The organism is Mesorhizobium sp. M0317 (assembly GCF_040321555.1).
Classification (GTDB): domain Bacteria; phylum Pseudomonadota; class Alphaproteobacteria; order Rhizobiales; family Rhizobiaceae; genus Mesorhizobium.
The window spans coordinates 25,017-42,384 of sequence record NZ_JAMYRV010000010.1; the positions used below are offsets into that span (position 1 = coordinate 25,017).

Consider the following 17,368-nt stretch of genomic DNA (forward strand, 5'->3'; position numbering starts at 1 on the left):
CACTCGGCGCCGCATTCCTCCCAGAACGCGCCATAAAAGACTTTGAATGCCGGCCGGTCAAGGTGCTAAATAGATTTAGCAAGGCGGTCACGCCACCGGCGTCTAAAAACATTTGTCGATTGATGTAAACGATCCGCCCTTTCGCACTCAGGCTGCACCCGTGGAAACGACATGCGATCCCCCGCCAGCCTTGGGTGGAGGCGGTGCTACCCAGATCCGAGTGCTGATGAACGGAGTTGAACTTCTGCAACGATGTCTTGCGACAAAGAATTGCTAGTGGTCGATGCTCGATTTGGATGCCGAATCCCAATCTTCTTGGGCGCCGTCATGCTCTCCGGTTCGCCCAAAGCTGGTCGGTACGGTCACCAGCGGAAAGTGGTCTATCGAATAATTCTCCAGAAGCGAAAATCCTTCAGCAATCATCACCTCGACATTCTGTCGGACCATGGTCACATCGAAGGGCAAATGCGCCGCGAATGGATCCCAGTCGAAGCTTCCGACAACAACCCGTCCAAGCTCACTTGAGGCTAGCGTCGAAGTGAACCGCAACGTTCCTTCAAGAGCGGTCACGCCGTTGACGAACATACCTGAGGGCAGATGCCCAAGCTGAGCGTATCGTGCAGCGAGAGACCGAGCAGCGTTGGTCGGTGCGTATCCGCAGCAGTCAATCGTGCCCGGGCCCGTAACAATCCCATGCGCTGCCAGCGCATCGTGAAAACCCAGCAAACGGCTACGTGTTGCGTCATCATCGCTGACCCCGCCAAAGAAGAAGAGATCTTCGGTGGAGCCCCCTCGTTCTTTCAATTTCTGAACAATGATCTCTGTGAGCGCCTTGGCGCCCCCGTAGTTGTCAGAAACAACTGAGGGAGCCCGGCGGCCTGGCAGATCGATGTTGATGCACCGGACGCCCGCTGCCCGGCACAGATCATTCAGCGGATCGGGGTCACGAACGCCCGCAAGGAAGAGAAATTCCACCTGCTGGGCCAGCAGGGTTTCCGTCACACTCAACTCGTTATCAGGATTGCGATGGGTGCTGACGACGATCGGGCACAAGCGGTGGACGCGGGATTCCGCTTCAAAGGCTTCGGCCAATCCGGCGAAGAAGCGATTGCGGTAATGTGGCAAGATCATTCCAGCGAGCCCGGATCGGGAAAGCCGCAATCCTCGTGCCTTGAGGTTGACAGCATAGCCAAGCCGCTCAGCCCAATCGAGGATGGTCGCTGCGGTTTCCGCCTTGATCCGGTGCTGTTGCCACGAGCCATTGAGGACGAGACTAACCGCTGTCGGGGACAACTTTGCCGCCACCGCGATGTCATAAATCGTTGACTTGCGTCGGACAGACTTTCTCGCCATTCGTGACGCTCCTACTAGCAGATGCAGTAGATGCTAGTGCGGGGTCAAGGCAACATCTCTAAATTGCGTCAAACGGTTTGGAGGAGCGACCCCACGGAAGGACGCGGCCTCTCGTGCCTCCGGTCCGGTCTCCCTGATTGTCTCGATCGTTGCAATGACAGCGCCAGGGAAATCGGCAGATTTGGGATTTTCCGTGAAGCTTCGTTCAGCGTCACTGGAGACACCAACCCCAGTGTTTCGGCTTTGGTCTCCCCGATGATCAATCACCTTGCAAAGGTCGACGAGAAGTTTCGATCAGTTTGGAGCCCACGGTTGGCGATGGTCGGGCGCACGCGTCACGATCGAGTCCTCCGTTTCAATAGCGGGAAGATGAAAGTTTTGGGTTTCTGAGTCTCTATCTGGCCCCAAAAGGGTGCTGCCGGATGCGCCTTCGTCTCCGGGCGTTGTTTGCGTACTTGGCCGAGGTGCCCTTGCTTGGCAAGTTCCTTCCGCGACAAGGGTCTGCTCGACAGCATTTTCGTCGCTATTGCCAATGCGGAGCCCCGGAGGATCAAAACCGGTTAGCAGCATGATGCCGACGGTTCAGAGCAAGCGACTCAGATTCCCGATTTGCTCAGAGTCCCCCGGCCTGTGGCTCTCCGTGCAGCGGGCCTTGAGCGTCTGGCTCGGCCTTTTTGAAAGCTCGCCTCCAATCGCTGGACGAGTTTGGCGGCAAGGCTAGTCGTCTCCATCGGTGTTATGATCGATGCCAGGGAGGCCGCCTGGACCATGGCGTGAACTCATTGCCGTATGCTGGCAGTGCAAGGCAATGAACTGACTGCACAACATGTAGGTGCATTCGTGGATCAAATTTCCAGATAGCCAAACAGCGCGCGTATCTCGATTAGGTGGCAAGGAGTTGCGAAAGCTATGTTCGCAGTTTGAGAATCGTCCGATATGCCGCACAACGATGCCGGCAAGACGAGCCGAGAATGATCTGACGCAATGTTCAGATCCAAGAAGGACGGTTACCTGTGGCCCAGAAAGGAATCACACTAAAGGACGTTGCCGCAGCGGCTAAGGTGTCGCGCGCCACGGCCGCCCGGGCGCTCAACAGCTATGGTTACGTTGGCGACGAGACGGCGCTCCGCGTGGTTGAGGCAGCCGAAAGGCTGGGCTATCGGGCCAACCTCGTCGCGCAGGCGCTGCGCAGCGGACAATTGCCGATCATAGGCTTCGTGCCCGGCGATATCCAGAATCCGTTCTTCGCCCGAATCGCGCACGACATAGAGGTGGAACTGCGCAAGCACCGCCACAATCTTCTGATTGCCAGCAGCGAGGAGAATGTAGAACAGGAGAAAGAACTGCTTGAGAGCCTTCGCTCGCTCAGCATTCGCGGCTTCATCCTTGCCCCAACGTCTGCAACCGACAGCCAGCATATTGTGCAACTGGCCCGCGAAGGCGCACCGATCGTGCTCATCGACCGCGTGGTAAAGGACCTGCAATGCGACAGCGTCGTCGTCGACAACGAGGGCGGGGCACGCGAGGCAGTGGACTATCTAGTTGGCAACGGTCACCACCGGATCGGTCTTTTGCGCGACGAGTCACGCATCTTTACGGCACAGGAACGCTTGGCTGGCTACCAAAACTCGCTCCACTCGCATGGGATCGCAATCGATGAAGCGCTCATCGGCGTATCGCGCTCGACCGTCGAGCACGCCATCGAAGCCACGATCCGCCTGTTCAGCCGGCGCAATCGCCCGACCGCACTGTTCACGGTGGACAGCCTCATGACGCAAGGCGCGCTTCTTGGCCTGCGTTCAATGGGGCTCTCGATTCCGCATGATGTGTCGGTGGTTGGCTTCGATGACTTCAACCTCGCCACGTTCACCGATCCGCAGATAACGGTCGTGGCGCAACCCATCTCCGAGATCGGACCGCTCGCCGCCAGATATCTGCTGGAGCGGCTTGCCGGCAAAAAGGTTGCACCGCGCCGTACCCGATTTCAGACCCGCTTGATCGTACGCGGATCGGTTGCCCGGCGCGCTGTGCGCTAAAGAGCAAACCCCTCGATTTCGGAGAATTTCGTCTAAAGGACTTGCCATTGGCGAAATTGCGTGCCCATTATTGCTTGTGAGATCGATCTCACATCGGAAAAACGAGCTAGACGGCCCACCGACGCCTAAGGCGGGCTAGAGGCCTGTCACATGCGAAATACAAGGAAAACGTCATGCTGAACTTCGATAGGGACCGCTTCGTGAAGATCCAAAGCGGGGCCGTCGCCGTCGCAGGTGAGGTTCGCTCACTCATGCGCACACTGCTGGCAGATGGCGTCGAGCGGCTGTTTTTCATGGGCACCGGCGGCGTGCAGCTTCTAACCTTGCCCGCGATCGAGTTGGCGCAGCGCTGTTCTACCTTCCCGGTGAGCGGTGCCTATCCGGCGCAGGTCGTGATCGATCCGCCCGCCGGTCTCGACAGCAAGGCCGTGGTGGTCATCCCGTCCTTGTCGGGCACGACCAAGGAAGGCGTCGAGCTCATGGCCTTTCTGAAAAAACGTGGTGTGCGCACGATTTCGCTCACCGGCCATTCGGATACGCCAATCGCACGGGAGGCTGACCACAATTTCACGAACTTCGCCGAAGACGACACCTCGTCGGAATCCTTCTACCTGCAGACGCTGCTGATCGTCCTGGCCCTGCTGGAAGAGCGCGGCGAATATGATGATTTTGATGGCACTGTCGCCGAACTCAAACTGCTGCCGGATCTGCTTGCCGACGCCAAGGCTGCCTTTGAGGACAGGGCGGCCGAACTGGCCCAGACAATCAAGGACGATACCTATCACATCTTCACCGGCGCCGGCTCGGTGTGGCCGGAGGCACACTATTACGGCATGTGCATCCTCGAAGAGATGCAGTGGATTCGCACCCGCCCGGTGCACGCCGCCGACTTCTTCCACGGTACGCTCGAGTTGGTCGAGCCGGGCGTCAGCGTTTTCGTGTTCAAGGGCGAAGATGCCCTTCGGCCCCTGGCCGACCGGGTCGAGAACTTCGCCAGGCGCTACACGGACCGCGTTCGCACGCTGGACGCGGCCTCGGTCAAGTTGCCGGGCATCTCCGCAAAGGTCCGCGGCATGATCTCGCCGGTTCTGCTCGCCACCTTGCTCGAGCGGCTGAGCGCCCATCTCGAGGTGCTGCGCAACCACCCGCTGACCACCCGTCGCTACTACAAACGCGTGGAATATTGATCCCCTCTTACCTCTGAAGGAGCTATCCATGAAACGTTCGCTGCAAGTCGTGGCGGTCACGGTGGCCGCGGTATCATCATTGGGGTTGTCGATAAGCGGCAGTTCCGCCGCTTCGCCGGCTGTCACGGCCGACCCAAACGCCAAGGTGGAATACACCGGCACGCTTTCGGTCCTGACCAAGTTCGGGCTGCAACAGCTGTCGCCCTATTTCGTCAACCTGGCACAGGCCTATGAGAAGCTCCATCCGGATGTGAAGGTCGAACTTATCCAGGAGAGCGACGACAGCGTGAAGGGCAAGACCAAGACGCTGGTCGCTTCCAACTCGCTGCCCGATATCTATTTCTCCTGGACAGGCAGCTGGGGTGGCAATTTCGTGCGCGGCAATCGCGCCGTTGATCTCACGCCCGTCATTGCTGCCGATACCGAGTGGGGCAAGTCGCTGTCTCCAGCCGCCGTCAAGGCGTTCCAGTACAACGGCAAGTTCTATGGCATTCCGCTTTACCAGGATGCCAAGTTCATGGGCTACAACAAGCAGATCTTCGCCAAGCTCAGCCTCAATGCACCCGCCACTTTCGAGGACTTGCTGACCAGCTGCGACGCCATCCGCAAATCCGGCGTGACACCGATCTCCTTCGGCAACAAGGAGGCTTGGCCGGCGATCCACTTTGCAGGCCAGCTGCTCGCCTACAACGTGCCGCAGGCAACGCTGGAACGCGACTTCGATCCGGCCACCGCCCAATACAGCGATCCAGGCTATGTCGCAGCACTCAAGCAGTTCAGCCAGCTTGTCGAGCGCTGCACCGATGGCGCCGGCGTCAACGGCACATCCTATGCCTCGGCTCTCCAGGCCTTCACCAACGCCCAGTCGGCCATGTACTACCAGGAAATCATCGAGTTCGATCAGGCCGCCACGCCGGAGTCGGCGTTAAAGCCCGCCGATTTCGGATTCTTCCGGCTGCCGGTGCCCGCCGGCGCCAAGGGTGACGCCAAGTCGATCGAGGGCGCGCCGGAGGGCTACATGATCAATGCGGCATCGAAGAACATCCCGCTGGCGATCGATTTCATGAAGTTCGTGACCTCGAAGGAAAATGCGCAGGTCTTGTCTGCGCCACCCTATGGCCAGCCGAGCGCCACCATCGGCGGCGCCTCGGAATCGAACATGAGCGCGGCTGTGGTCGATGGCCTCAAGGATATCAACGCCGCCTCATACCTCATGCCCTGGCTGGATACGGCCAACCCACCGCGCGTCGCCGCCGTCTGGCTGTCCAGCCTGCAGGCGCTGGCGGGCGGCTCGATGACGCCCGAGCAAGTGATGGACGAGGTGCGCAAAGCCGCATCCGCGGCCAAATAAAGCAGGCGAGCATGGCAAGGGCCTCGGACACAGTGGACAGCGGCGCCGACATCGGCGTCGCCAGGCCGCAACGGCCAAAGAGCCGGCGGGCCTGCTTCGCCAACCTGTTGTCGTTGCGATGGGCGGCGATCGCGCTCATCCTCATCGGCTGGTTCGTCTATTATCCGATCGTCGACAATTTCATCGTCAGCACCACCGACCAGGACATCTACACCGGCGAGGTCACCAATGTCGGCCTCGCCAACTACGACCGGCTGCTGCATGACCCGGTCGTGCTGCTGGCGCTGTGGAACAACTGCCTCTACGCTCTCATCTCCGTCATCTTCCAGGTCTTCGGCGCGTTCCTGCTGGCGGCCATTATCGAGGACCTGAAAAGCGAAAGCTGGCGCCGGCTGTGGCGCGCCGTCTATTTCGTGCCGTCGGCAATCTCGATCACGGTGACCGGCCTGCTGTTTTATTTCATCTACCAGCCGCAGATCGGCTTGCTGGATGCCGCGCTCAGCCGTGTTGGACTGAGCCAGCTCGTCATGCCTTGGCTCGGCAATGAGCACACCGCCATCTATGCCATCATCGCCATGAGCCAATGGCAGGGTTTTGGCTATTCGACGCTGCTGTTCGCCATCGCCATCCAGAAGATCCCGCGCGACCTCTACGATGCCGCAACGATCGACGGCGCGGGTCCTCTTCGCCGCCTGTGGAGCATCACCTTTCCGCTGACCCGGGAAATGACGGGGTTGATGATCATCGTCACCATCACGGGCGCGTTCCAGGTGTTCAACGAGGTCATGGTGATGACCGCAGGCGGGCCCAACAACAGCAGCCAGGTGCTGGGCACGTGGCTCTACCAGAAGGCCTTCATCGAGGACAATTTCGGCTATGGCGCGGCGATCGCCGCCGTCATCTTCATGTTGACCATGCTCACAGGTGCGGCACAGCTCTGGTACACCAAGCGCCGCCGGGTGCAGCTATGAGTGCGATGGTCGCAGCCGGTCGCAGCCGGAACGTGAATGTGTGGTCGGTCATCGCCAGGACATTGCTCTATTCGTTCCTGGTCTGCCTTGGTGTCGTCGTCATCTATCCGCTGATCTGGATGGCGCTGAGCGGCTTCAAGGACAATGCGCAGATCTTCGGCGATCCCTTCGCCCTGCCCACCCATTGGTCGTGGAACAATTACATGCAGGCATGGAACCAGGGCGTGCGTGGCTACGTGACAGTCTCGGTGCTGGTGACCGTCGCTTCGGCCATATGCACCGTCCTGATCAGCGCCTGGACGGCCTTCGGCCTGACCCGCACCAAGATGTCGGCAAAGCCGCTGGTTATTGTCATCGTTCTGGGCGGCTTGATGCTGAGCCCCACCGTGGCGATCATTCCACTTGTGAAGATGTTGCAGGCGCTCGGTCTCTACAACACCTACTGGGCGCTGATCATTCTCTACACGGCGTTCCGTGTGCCGTTCACCACCTTCCTCATCCGCGCCTACATGCTGGATCTGCCTGAAGACATCGACGAGGCGGCGACGATGGATGGCGCCAGCGAGGGTCAGATCTTCTGGCGCATCACCTTGCCGCTGTGCCGGCCGATCATCATTTCCTGCGTCATCCTGCACGTCCTGTTCGCCTGGAACGAATATCTCTTCGCCATGATCTTCACGAGCGGCTCGGATGTGCAGACGCTGCCGGTCGGACTGACGTCGATCATGGCAACCCACGGGACCAACTATGCCGTGGTGTTCGCGGCCATGACGATCTCGGCGCTGCCTATCGTGATCGTGTTCTTTGGCGCGCAACGCTATTTCATCCGTGGCTTGGCCGAAGGCATCGGCAAATAACAATTCCCGAAAGGAGCCTTCATGCCGCAGCTCGCTGCTCATCAGCTGATCGGAGCCAATTTCAGCTTCCAGCACTTCCCCTTCGATGAGGTCGCCAGGACGATCCGAGGCTTTGGCCTGCGCGAGATCGAGCTGTGGGGGATTGCCCAGCATCTGGACCTGTTCCACGCCACGGACGCACGTGTCGAATCCGTTCGCCGGGTACTCGCCGACAACGAGCTGTCGGCCTGGTGCTTTACGCCTGAGCAGGTGTTGTATCCAATCAACATTGCCTCCGGCGACGCCGCACTGCGCCAGGACAGCATCGAGCGGTTTTGGCGTGCAGCCGACATCTGCGCGGCGCTTGGCGCCCGCTATCTCTTCCTGACGCCCGGCCGGGGCTACGAGAGCGAACCCCGGCAACCGGCATGGGACCGCGCGGTCGGTTCGATCGGCGAGATCGCCCGGCGCGCCGCCGCAAACGGGGTGCGCTGCCTGCTCGAGCCGTTGCAGCGGTTCGAGAGCAACCTCGTCAATAATGCGGCAGGCCTGCGCCAAATGCTGGATGAGGTGGGCGCCGGCAACGTCGATGTCGTGCTCGACACTGTCGCCATGGCCACGGCCGGCGACACCGTGGCCGGCTATGTCGACCTGTTCGGCTCGCGGCTGGCGCATGTTCATCTGGTCGACGGCACGCCAGGCGGGCATCTGGTGTGGGGGGAGGGCACGCTGCCGCTCGACCACTATGTCAGCGAACTCGCGCGCCTCGGCTATGCCGGTAAGTTCACCTTCGAGCCGTTCGGCAACGGCTCCTACGCGCTCGATCCGGTAAAAGCCTGGACACGCTGCCTTGGCGCCATCGCGCCGTATATCGATCGCGCAACGGTGCCGGCATGAGGTCGAAGAAGCTTATCGCGGTCGGGGACAATTGCCTTGATGCCTATTTGACCAACAACTTGATGACGGTGGGCGGCAATGCCTTGAATGTCGCGGCGCAATGGCGGCGCAACGGCTGGTCCGCGCGCTATTTCGGCGCCGTCGGGAACGATCCCGAAGGCGACGTGGTGCTTGCCGAACTGCAAGGTGCCGGCCTATCTCCGGACGACGTCGAACGGCGTCCCGGCGATACGGCCGTCACCTTGCTGCGCGATGAATCCGGCGACCGGAAGTTCCTGCACGAATCCTTCGGTGTGGGCGAAAACTACATGCCGGCGCCCGCGCATTATGCGGTCATCGCCGCGGCCGACTGGGTGCATCTCGGCACCAACGCCAACAAGCACCTTGTTCAACGATTGGTGGCGGACCATGTGCCGTTCAGCATCGATCTATCGACCGCCCATATGGCGCTGCCGCTCGACGGTGTCCCGCTTTTGTTTGCGTCCGGACCGGACGATGTCGATGTTCCCATCGAGCCATCGCTGGGCGCGCTCAGGGCGGCCGGCGCAAGGCAGGTGGTTTTGACCTGTGGTCGACGCGGCTCCTACTTCGACGATGGCACGAATGTCGTGCATGCGCCGGCGACGCTTGTCGATGTCGTGGATACGTGTGGCGCCGGCGACAGTTTCATTGCCACTTTCCTCGCCGGCTTCCATTTCGGCGGCCTCGGCGCCCTGGAGGCATTGCACAGGGCGTCGATCGCGGCGGCGCAGACCTGCACCCATCTTGGCGGGTTTCCCCAGAGACCGCGTCCGATACCCGATTGGCTGCCAGCCAAATATGCCAGCTTCATTGTCGATGCGCAGGGAGCCCAAGCGTGACTACAATTCGTTTGCGGCAGCCTGCGGTCGCGCTTGCATCTGACCGGTCGTTTTGGCTGCAGGACATTGCCGCCGCCCCTGCGACCGAGCCATTGCGAGGCGACGAGCGCGCCGACGTGGTGATCGTCGGTGGCGGCTATACCGGTCTGTGGACGGCGCTGCGGATCCTTGAACTGGCGCCGCAAACGCGGGTGGTGATCCTTGAAGCCGATCTGTGCGGATCGGGGGCCTCGGGGCGCAACGGCGGTCAGGTCCATTCATGGTTCGCCGAAATCGACCAGATCAGTGCGGTCGTCGGTCTCGAGGAAGCGCGCCTGCTGTGCGCCGACACGGTGGCATCGATCGCGGAGCTGAAGACGCTGCAGCAAAACGGCACCATAGACATGGACCTGAGGCTGGATGGATGGCTGTGGACCGCAAGCTCCATTGCGCAGGAAGGCGCCTGGGAGACCGCCGTGGCCTTGACGGCAGCTGTTGGAGAAAACCGTTTCAGGCCGCTGACGGCCGAGGACATTCAACGCCGCACCGGTTCATCGGCCTCCTATGTCGGCGTCGTCGAGACCGCTGCCGGCACGGTCCATCCCGCCAAACTTGCCATCGGACTGCGCAAGCTGGCACTGACACGCGGCGTCATCATCCACGAGCGCAGCCCGGTCCTCGCCATCGAACCGGGCATGACATGCACGGTGCGCACGGCGCATGGCGCGGTACGGGCTGACAAAATCGTGCTTGCCGCCAACGGCTGGCTTTCGGCGCTGCCGGAACTGCGACGGCATCTTTATGTCGTCGGCAGCGAGGTGATTGCCACTGCCGCCGTCCCCGAACTGCTCGACAGCATCGGCTGGCGCGACGGTGCCTCGATATGCGATTCCCAGGCCCAGGTGCTCTACTACCAGCGCACCATCGGGGGCAGGGTGGTCTTCGGTCGTGGCAGCGGCAACGTCGCCTTCAGTGGAAATTTGGGCGCCAGCTTCAACCGCAGCCCGGAGCACGGCCGCGACAATATGCGAGAGCTGCATCGGGTCTACCCCTCGCTGCGCGGTGTGGCGATCGAATATGACTGGTCGGGGCCGATCGACTGCGTGCCTGAACACGTTCCTGTCTTCGACCACCTGCGCGATCATCCCAATATCTTCTACGGCATGGGATTTAACGGCACCGGCATCGCGCAGACGCCGATAGCCGGACGCATTCTGGCGAGCCTGGTGCTCGAGCGAAAGGATCGCTGGAGCGAAAGCGGTCTGGTCGGCATCGAGCGGCGCATGTCGCTGCCGCCAGAGCCGTTGCGATATCTCGGCGCCAGACTTGTCCGCGCCGCGGTGCGCCGCAAGAACGAGGCCGAGATCCGCAACCGCAAGGCGGGCAGGATCACCAATCTTTTGGCGGCACTGAAGCCAGGCAGGCGCAAGAAGTAGCCGGGCATCTGGCTCATCGTCACGCTCTTCAAACCATGAGCCGGCACGTGCCGTCCCGATGACGGTGGACGCGGCATTGCGATCAGGGTGCTTGCTGGGTTGATCGACGTACATTCTTAAAGCGGAGTGCGTCGACCTTGTTCTAACGTATTCATGTGGGCCGTATCGCCATCACACCTATGCTTGGCGCACTTGCGGCTTTCCATTCGAGGGCGGGCCAACGGATCCGCGTGCAATGATGGCGGTCGGCAAAACGAGCTTTTCCGCCGGGCGGGAATCTCCCTTCAATCGCCGGATGAGCAATTCCGCGACGCTCTTGCCAAGCGCGTAGACGGGCTGGTCGATAACGGTGATGGGCGGCGTGGTGACGCTCGTCCAGTCCGCATCATGGAAAGTGATGAGCGAAATGTCGTCGGGAACCCGCAGGCCGCGCTCGCGGGTCACCTTGAAGATCTCCAGCGCAATGACGCTGTCGGAGGCGAGGATCGCCGTCGGCCGATCCGGCGCCGACAGCATCTCGCCGGCAACCCTGCGCGTTTCGGTGGGGCTTGTCGCGCCAAGGCGAACAAAGCGTTCTGGCCGATCAAGTCCGGCCTCTCGGCACACGGTGAGGAAACCGTCGATGCGCTCACGGACCGACGAGGTGTAGATCTGCCCGAGATCGCGGTACTCGTGCCCTTCGGCGTCGACCGCGGTCACATAGGCGATGTTGCGGTGGCCGGCATCGGCTAGAAAGCGGGTCGCCAGCATGGCGATGCCGCGATCGTCGGTCGTGACCGTATCGACATCCAGATCTGCCAGCGCCCTATCCAGCAGGGCAAGCGGTCGGCCCGAGCGGTGGATATCGCGCAGGTGCGCGATGTCGCGCGATTCCGACGGCGTGACGATCAGCCCGTCGACGCGCTTGCCGATGAGCAGTTTCACGGCCGCCTTTTCCGCCTCGATCTTCTCGCCGGAATTGGCCAGGATGACGTTGAACCCGGCTGCCTTTGCCGCGTCGCTGATGCCGCGTACCGCGAGGCTGAAGAACGGGTTCTCGATGTCGCCGACAACCACGCCGATGATGCCGGAGCGGCCGGTCGTCATGCTGCGGGCGAGCTCGTTCGCACGATAGTCCAAGGCCTTGGCCGCGGCCATGACTTCCGCGCGGATCATGTCGCTGACGACGCCGTATCCGCCGAGCACGCGCGCGGCTGTCGCTTTCGAAACATTGGCCGCACGGGCGACGTCGCTGACCGTTATCGACGGGGTCTTGGGGGCGGTTCTTTTCATCGGATGACGACTACAAGAGTTGTTGACGGGAGGTCAACGTGGCGATAACGATTAACAAAGAGACCGGTCTCATGCAACATGAGACCGGTCTCTTTAGAAGGAGTGGAGCCGAGAGGCGTGACGGACCGTGATTTCGGCAAGGGCATGTCGGGGCGCCAGATGGCGGCTCGACGGAAATACCAAGAAGAACAGACCTTCAGAGTGGAGAAAGACATGAGCAGCAAAGAAATTCTCAAGTCGTTGATGTGCCCGGTCAGAACCGGCGCAATGGCTCTTATGGCGATGTGCCTCGGCGCCGGGCTGGTTTCAGGAGCGGCCGCCGCGGATGACAATCCCTATGGCCTTATTGATGCGAAGGTCATTAGCGTCGGAACCATGGGCGATGCCAAACCCTACGCTTTCACCCAGGCCGATGGGTCGTTCACCGGCTTCGACATCGAATTGTTCCGCAACGTCGCGAGCCGCCTTGGCTTCAAGCCCGACCAGGTGATCTTCACCGGCCAGGAATTCTCGGCGCTGATGCCTTCGGTTGCAAACGAGCGCTTCGATGTCGCGGTCGCGGCAATCGGCACGACGGAAGCACGCAAGAAGACCGTCGACTTTTCCGACGGGTATATCGCAGGCTATCTCTCCGTGCTTACCGCCGACAAGGCGATCACGGCGGCGGACGGGCTCAAGGGCAAACGTCTCGGCGTCGTACAAGGCACGCTCCAGGAAATCTACGCGGCGAAGAATTTTGTCGGAACCGATCTCGTCAAATTCCCCGACAACAACTCCGCCGTTTCGGCGCTTAACAACGGAACCGTGGATGCCCACTTCCTCGATTACGAGGCCGCCAAGGACTATGGCCTTCGCTACCCGAACCTGAAGATCGCGGTCAATATTCCTTCCTTTGACGCGCCGGCCGGCTTTGTCCTGCGCAAGGGCAACGACAAGCTCCGCAATGCGCTGAACACCGCCCTTCACGCGGCCATGCAGGACGGCACCTGGAAGACGCTTTATGAAAAGTGGTTCCCCGGCTCGCCGATGCCCGACCAGTATCTTCCCAAGAAGTAGACCGTACCCGGCCGCTGGCTTTCATGCCGGCGGCCGGATTACGCCTCCGTCCTTGATGCGGACGATGTAAATAGCGCAACCAAAAGGGGGGCGAATGAACTGGCTCGAAAACCTGCGGCGCAGTTTCCTCGACTGGCACGCAATGGCGGACGTGCTGCCCAGCATGATCACCATCGGATTGAAGAACACCTTGATCCTCGCCGCCGCGTCGACGGTACTGGGTGTCATCCTCGGCATGATCCTGGCGGTCATGGGCATCTCGCAATCGCGCTGGCTGCGCATTCCGGCGCGGGTCTACACGGATATATTCCGTGGGCTGCCGGCGATCGTCACCATCCTGCTGATAGGCCAGGGCTTTGCCCGCATCGGCCGTGAAATCTTCGGCCCTTCGCCCTTTCCGCTCGGCATTCTTGCGCTGAGCCTGATCGCCGGCGCCTATATCGGCGAAATATTCCGCTCGGGCATCCAGAGCGTCGAGCGCGGGCAGATGGAGGCCTGCAGGGCGCTCAGCATGAGCTACGGCCAAGGCATGCGCCTGATCGTGATACCGCAAGGCATCCGCCGCGTCTTGCCGGCCCTCGTCAACCAGTTCATCGGCAACGTCAAGGATTCAAGCCTTGTCTACTTCCTCGGTCTGCTCGCCTCGGAGCGCGAGATTTTCCGTGTCGGTCAGGACCAGGCAGTGGTCACCGGAAACCTCTCGCCATTGCTTCTGGCCGGCGTGTTCTATCTCATCATCACCGTGCCGTTGACCCATGTGGTCAACTATATCGACAACTCGCTGCGGGTCGGAAAGCAAAAGGCCGGCCTCGTCATCAGCGGCCTGGCCGAAGTGAGCGAACTGGAGGGCGCCACCGGCAGTGCACCTTCGGAGGCCGGCTCTGATGCCCGCTCAGCGCTGCCCCGCTTCAAGGGCGGCAGTCTCGCCATCACCGATCTCGACATGGCCTATGGCGACCTCGATGTTCTCAAAGGCGTCAGCCTGGCAGTCAAGCCTGGCACGGTCACATGCGTGATCGGCCCATCAGGTTCGGGCAAGTCGACCCTGCTGCGCTGCCTCAACCGCCTGGTCGAGCCCAAGGGCGGTGAGGTGTTGCTCGATGGTGCGAGCATCCTGGCGATGAAGCCTGAAAAACTGCGCCGGCGTGTCGGCATGGTTTTCCAGCAGTTCAATCTGTTTCCCGACCACACCGCGCTCGAAAACGTCATGCTGTCGCTGACCAAGGTAAAGGGGCTCCCTGTACAGGAAGCTGAGCGCATCGCCGAGGCGCGCCTTGCCGACGTCGGGCTTGCGACCCGCAAACACCATCGTCCAGGGAGCCTTTCCGGTGGCCAGCAGCAGCGTGTGGCAATCGCTCGTGCATTGGCGATGGACCCGGAGGTCATCTTGTTCGATGAGGTAACAAGCGCACTCGATCCCGAACTGGTGAAAGGCGTGCTCAACCTCATGGCGGATCTCGGCCGGCGCGGCATGACAATGGTCGTGGTGACGCATGAAATGGGCTTCGCCCGCAAGGTCGCCGATCAGGTCGTCTTCATGGATGAAGGCCGCATCATCGAGGCCGGCACGCCTGCAGCGATTTTCGACACGCCGAATAGCCCGCGTCTAAAGCACTTCCTTGCCGAAGTGCTTTGATCACGCATGAGCCCTTCAAGACGGCCGCCCAAACCAACCTCCACCAGTGAAAGATATCTCATGGCTACATCACATCAGGTTTCCAAGGTCGTTGTCGTCGGCGGCGGCATTTTTGGCGTCTCCTCGGCCGTTCATCTTGCAAGGCTCGGCATCAAGACCGTGCTGGTCAATGATGGACCGCTCGCCAAGGGAGCTTCCGGCCGCTCGCTCGCCTGGATCAATTCGGCGCGCAGGCGCTCGGCTGAATATCATCGCCTGCGCATGATCGGTATCGACCGCTACCGTAGTTTGTCGGCGCGATACCCGGATGCCGCCTGGCTGCGTTTCGACGGTGGCCTGACGTGGGATGCGGACGATGCCTCAAACGAGATCGCCGATGTCTTCGCTCACGAAAAACGTCTCGGCTATGATGCGCAGCATCTGTCCGCGGACGCCATAAGGTTGGTCACGCCGGGTGTCTGCGCAAGCGCTGTCACGCCTCAAGGCGCGATCTTCAACGCGGGCGAGGGCTGGGTCGACCTGCCGTCGCTGATCGAAATATTGATCGCGGAATTCGTGGAGCGGGGCGGCCAGGTGGTCACCGAGGCCGGAAGCGCTACCGTCACCGTCGCCAACGGCCGCGCCACCGGCGTCACCACCACCAGCGGGATCAGCTTCGCCGCCAACGCGGTGCTTCTGGCGACCGGTGCGGATGTGCCGCGAATGGTCGCCGTGGCCGGTCAGCGTATTGCCGATGGGACACCAATCGCGCTGCTGGTCAGGACCAAGCCAGTCGACTTGCCTCTACGCGCCGTGCTCAACACGCCGCGCGTCGCCATCCGGCCGACGCCTGATGGCGCCCTCGCGCTCGATTCTGCCTGGTCGGAAGAAGAGGTGGTAGTCAATCCGGACGGGACTTATCGCGTAAAAGCATCGACCATCCAGGGGCTTCTCGACGAAGCGTCGAATGTTCTCGACGGTCATCCGAAATTGGAATTGGAGAGCTACGGTGTCGGGCCCAAGCCGATCCCCGGAGACGGCGAGCCGGTCTTCGGCCAGTTGCGGGAGATCGAGGGGTATTACGTCGCCTTCAGCCACAGCGGCGCAACACTTGGCTTGATTGCCGGCGAACTGCTTGCAACCGAGATCGCCACCGGAACAGAGCACCCACTCCTTGCAAGCTTTCGACCGTCTCGATTTTCACTTTAGCCCGCCAATTCGCCTCGGAATGGGATGTAATGTGGCATGCCTGGAGTTTCGCTAGCCGAGACGGCGGCCGCCTGGCCGCTTACGCGCACCTGACAAGCGAATATGTTCCGGAACATTTTCTCCACGTTGAAGTTGGACAGCGCCAGGACCGTCGTTCGTCCAAGCTCAACCAGCGCTGAGAAATTCCATGACCAACCAACACCCCAAGACTAAACAGCCCACGGACAAGGATCTGCGAGACAACCCGGGAATCGGCACCTCGAAGGGCGCGGTCAAGGGCGGCGATATGCTCGACGAGAACGATGCTCTCGATGGGGACAATACGTTCGAAGGCGATGTCGAGAACGATGTCACGCCTCAGGGCGGCATCAACCCTGACCAGACCGGACGCACGAACAAGTAGGAGGCACCTTGCCATGGCCGGCCGGAAGACCCACGAGCAGCAGCTGCGCATCATCGAAAAGCGCGAGAACACCAGCAATGCCGGCGACGATTTCAATGCCGAGGATGAGCTGAAGAGAACCAAGCAGGAGCGCGAGGCGCGGCAAGGCGGCGCCAATCTGCGCGACGAGGGCGTGGAATTGACCGACAAGGATGATCGCCAGATGATCCGCGGCGAAAACCAGGAGAGCGAGCACCACAAGCGCAGGCAGGACGACTAAGCCTGTCGTCTTTAAGGCTATCGAGGAGCCATGCCAGACTACCGGCACGCCAGGCACCGCATGGTCGAGGCGCACATCGCCCGCCGCGGTGTGCGCGACGAACGAGTCCTTTCGCCACTGAGGCGGAATCCCGCGCGAGAAATCGTCGACGAGGGGTGCGAGGAGTTCGCCTATGGGGACGGTCCGGGCGGCGTTGCGCTCTGGCTATAGGGACCTGCGAAGACGCGACCTGAACATCGGCCAGCTCTGCCGCGAGCGCTTTTGGCGATCAGGCAGCCTCGGCCACTACGTGCAATCCTCGGCCTCGCAACAGTTCGATGCCTTCGTCTGGTTCGATCGCACCTCGCCTGTTCAGCCGCTGACTGCCGAACACGCCTCATCGAGTGGTAATACCTGACACGTTTCCCTTGGGCACCTGAGTAGGCGGCATTGCCTTCGGGCACGGAACATCTCACCGACTTTGTGGTTAGGCAGGCCGGATGAAGGGAGCTTTGCGCATGGCCACTAATTTGGAAGACGGCAAGACCGCTCAGTCTACCGACGACTTGCTTGGCGGCAATCGCGGCGGCGACAAGGACCAGCGTAAGACTGACAAGACCGCGAACAAGAGCAGCCAGGCGGCGGGATCCGCATCGCGGTAGGACTGAG

General features: G+C 61.3%; 17 protein-coding genes. 15 read left to right on the forward strand and 2 right to left on the reverse strand.

Features of this window, described 5'->3' with window-relative positions; translation table 11 throughout:
* Positions 1–273 precede the first annotated feature (273 nt).
* The gene (locus NKI88_RS10225) at positions 274–1,353 is read right to left on the reverse strand and encodes a LacI family DNA-binding transcriptional regulator (protein WP_023667744.1); all 1,080 of its coding nucleotides are present in this window, start codon (positions 1,351–1,353) and stop codon (positions 274–276) included.
* Positions 1,354–2,366: 1,013 nt separating this feature from the next.
* Between NKI88_RS10225 and NKI88_RS10230 the strand changes: the two genes are divergently transcribed.
* From NKI88_RS10230 to NKI88_RS10265, 8 genes are all read left to right on the forward strand, one after another.
* A complete protein-coding gene (locus tag NKI88_RS10230) occupies positions 2,367–3,389 on the forward strand; it encodes a LacI family DNA-binding transcriptional regulator (protein ID WP_023686868.1) in 1,023 nt (340 codons plus the stop codon).
* Positions 3,390–3,562: 173 nt separating this feature from the next.
* Entirely contained in the window at positions 3,563–4,576 is a 1,014-nt protein-coding gene (locus NKI88_RS10235; RefSeq protein WP_023686869.1) for an SIS domain-containing protein, read from the forward strand.
* Positions 4,577–4,604: 28 nt separating this feature from the next.
* Entirely contained in the window at positions 4,605–5,927 is a 1,323-nt protein-coding gene (locus NKI88_RS10240; RefSeq protein ID WP_352654946.1) for an ABC transporter substrate-binding protein, read from the forward strand.
* 11 nt (positions 5,928–5,938) lie between these two features.
* Positions 5,939–6,898 (forward strand): carbohydrate ABC transporter permease, encoded by a 960-nt coding sequence (locus NKI88_RS10245; protein ID WP_023682778.1) that lies wholly within the window; start codon positions 5,939–5,941, stop codon positions 6,896–6,898.
* Complete coding sequence (locus tag NKI88_RS10250; protein ID WP_352654948.1) at positions 6,895–7,755, forward strand: carbohydrate ABC transporter permease; 861 nt, start codon at positions 6,895–6,897, stop codon at positions 7,753–7,755. Before NKI88_RS10245 ends, NKI88_RS10250 begins: the two co-directional genes overlap by 4 nt.
* A 21-nt stretch (positions 7,756–7,776) precedes the next feature.
* A complete protein-coding gene (locus NKI88_RS10255; RefSeq protein ID WP_023745691.1) occupies positions 7,777–8,631 on the forward strand; it encodes a sugar phosphate isomerase/epimerase family protein in 855 nt (284 codons plus the stop codon).
* On the forward strand, positions 8,628–9,491 hold the full coding sequence (locus tag NKI88_RS10260; protein WP_023695150.1) for a PfkB family carbohydrate kinase: 864 nt from the start codon (positions 8,628–8,630) through the stop codon (positions 9,489–9,491). The genes NKI88_RS10255 and NKI88_RS10260 overlap by 4 nt, the downstream gene beginning before the upstream one ends.
* The gene (locus tag NKI88_RS10265) at positions 9,488–10,906 is read left to right on the forward strand and encodes an NAD(P)/FAD-dependent oxidoreductase (RefSeq protein WP_352654950.1); all 1,419 of its coding nucleotides are present in this window, start codon (positions 9,488–9,490) and stop codon (positions 10,904–10,906) included. The genes NKI88_RS10260 and NKI88_RS10265 overlap by 4 nt, the downstream gene beginning before the upstream one ends.
* Positions 10,907–11,083: 177 nt before the next feature.
* Here the strand turns inward: NKI88_RS10265 and NKI88_RS10270 are convergent, their stop codons facing one another.
* Positions 11,084–12,178, reverse strand: a complete 1,095-nt coding sequence (locus tag NKI88_RS10270; RefSeq protein ID WP_352654952.1) for a LacI family DNA-binding transcriptional regulator — start codon at positions 12,176–12,178, stop codon at positions 11,084–11,086.
* Positions 12,179–12,391: 213 nt separating this feature from the next.
* Between NKI88_RS10270 and NKI88_RS10275 the strand changes: the two genes are divergently transcribed.
* The 7 genes from NKI88_RS10275 (at position 12,392) to NKI88_RS10305 (ending at position 17,361) form a co-directional block, all read left to right on the forward strand.
* Positions 12,392–13,234, forward strand: coding sequence for an ABC transporter substrate-binding protein (locus NKI88_RS10275; RefSeq protein ID WP_023732310.1), 843 nt, complete (start codon positions 12,392–12,394; stop codon positions 13,232–13,234).
* 94 nt (positions 13,235–13,328) lie between these two features.
* Complete coding sequence (locus tag NKI88_RS10280) at positions 13,329–14,870, forward strand: amino acid ABC transporter permease/ATP-binding protein (protein WP_352654954.1); 1,542 nt, start codon at positions 13,329–13,331, stop codon at positions 14,868–14,870.
* A 60-nt stretch (positions 14,871–14,930) separates the two neighbouring features.
* A complete protein-coding gene (locus tag NKI88_RS10285; protein ID WP_352654955.1) occupies positions 14,931–16,058 on the forward strand; it encodes an NAD(P)/FAD-dependent oxidoreductase in 1,128 nt (375 codons plus the stop codon).
* 187 nt (positions 16,059–16,245) lie between these two features.
* Positions 16,246–16,461: a hypothetical protein gene (locus NKI88_RS10290; protein WP_023667757.1), complete on the forward strand. Its 216-nt coding sequence runs from the start codon at positions 16,246–16,248 to the stop codon at positions 16,459–16,461.
* Positions 16,462–16,474: 13 nt separating this feature from the next.
* A complete protein-coding gene (locus NKI88_RS10295; protein ID WP_023699894.1) occupies positions 16,475–16,720 on the forward strand; it encodes a hypothetical protein in 246 nt (81 codons plus the stop codon).
* Between the two features lie 30 nt (positions 16,721–16,750).
* Positions 16,751–16,930 (forward strand): hypothetical protein, encoded by a 180-nt coding sequence (locus NKI88_RS10300; RefSeq protein ID WP_352538450.1) that lies wholly within the window; start codon positions 16,751–16,753, stop codon positions 16,928–16,930.
* A 287-nt stretch (positions 16,931–17,217) separates the two neighbouring features.
* The gene (locus NKI88_RS10305; RefSeq protein WP_352654956.1) at positions 17,218–17,361 is read left to right on the forward strand and encodes a hypothetical protein; all 144 of its coding nucleotides are present in this window, start codon (positions 17,218–17,220) and stop codon (positions 17,359–17,361) included.
* Positions 17,362–17,368: the final 7 nt, after the last annotated feature.

Excerpts from the sequence above, each read along its gene's own strand:
- NKI88_RS10305 (WP_352654956.1), top strand. The coding sequence starts at position 17,218 with ATGGCCACTAATTTGGAAGACGGCAAGACCGCTCAGTCTACCGACGAC.
- NKI88_RS10275 (WP_023732310.1), top strand. The coding sequence starts at position 12,392 with ATGAGCAGCAAAGAAATTCTCAAGTCGTTGATGTGCCCGGTCAGAACC.
- NKI88_RS10290 (WP_023667757.1), top strand. The coding sequence starts at position 16,246 with ATGACCAACCAACACCCCAAGACTAAACAGCCCACGGACAAGGATCTG.
- NKI88_RS10295 (WP_023699894.1), top strand. The coding sequence starts at position 16,475 with ATGGCCGGCCGGAAGACCCACGAGCAGCAGCTGCGCATCATCGAAAAG.
- NKI88_RS10300 (WP_352538450.1), top strand. The coding sequence starts at position 16,751 with ATGCCAGACTACCGGCACGCCAGGCACCGCATGGTCGAGGCGCACATC.
- NKI88_RS10270 (WP_352654952.1), bottom strand. The coding sequence starts at position 12,178 with ATGAAAAGAACCGCCCCCAAGACCCCGTCGATAACGGTCAGCGACGTC.
- NKI88_RS10260 (WP_023695150.1), top strand. The coding sequence starts at position 8,628 with ATGAGGTCGAAGAAGCTTATCGCGGTCGGGGACAATTGCCTTGATGCC.
- NKI88_RS10240 (WP_352654946.1), top strand. The coding sequence starts at position 4,605 with ATGAAACGTTCGCTGCAAGTCGTGGCGGTCACGGTGGCCGCGGTATCA.
- NKI88_RS10250 (WP_352654948.1), top strand. The coding sequence starts at position 6,895 with ATGAGTGCGATGGTCGCAGCCGGTCGCAGCCGGAACGTGAATGTGTGG.
- NKI88_RS10245 (WP_023682778.1), top strand. The coding sequence starts at position 5,939 with ATGGCAAGGGCCTCGGACACAGTGGACAGCGGCGCCGACATCGGCGTC.
- NKI88_RS10235 (WP_023686869.1), top strand. The coding sequence starts at position 3,563 with ATGCTGAACTTCGATAGGGACCGCTTCGTGAAGATCCAAAGCGGGGCC.
- NKI88_RS10225 (WP_023667744.1), bottom strand. The coding sequence starts at position 1,353 with ATGGCGAGAAAGTCTGTCCGACGCAAGTCAACGATTTATGACATCGCG.
- NKI88_RS10280 (WP_352654954.1), top strand. The coding sequence starts at position 13,329 with ATGAACTGGCTCGAAAACCTGCGGCGCAGTTTCCTCGACTGGCACGCA.
- NKI88_RS10285 (WP_352654955.1), top strand. The coding sequence starts at position 14,931 with ATGGCTACATCACATCAGGTTTCCAAGGTCGTTGTCGTCGGCGGCGGC.
- NKI88_RS10255 (WP_023745691.1), top strand. The coding sequence starts at position 7,777 with ATGCCGCAGCTCGCTGCTCATCAGCTGATCGGAGCCAATTTCAGCTTC.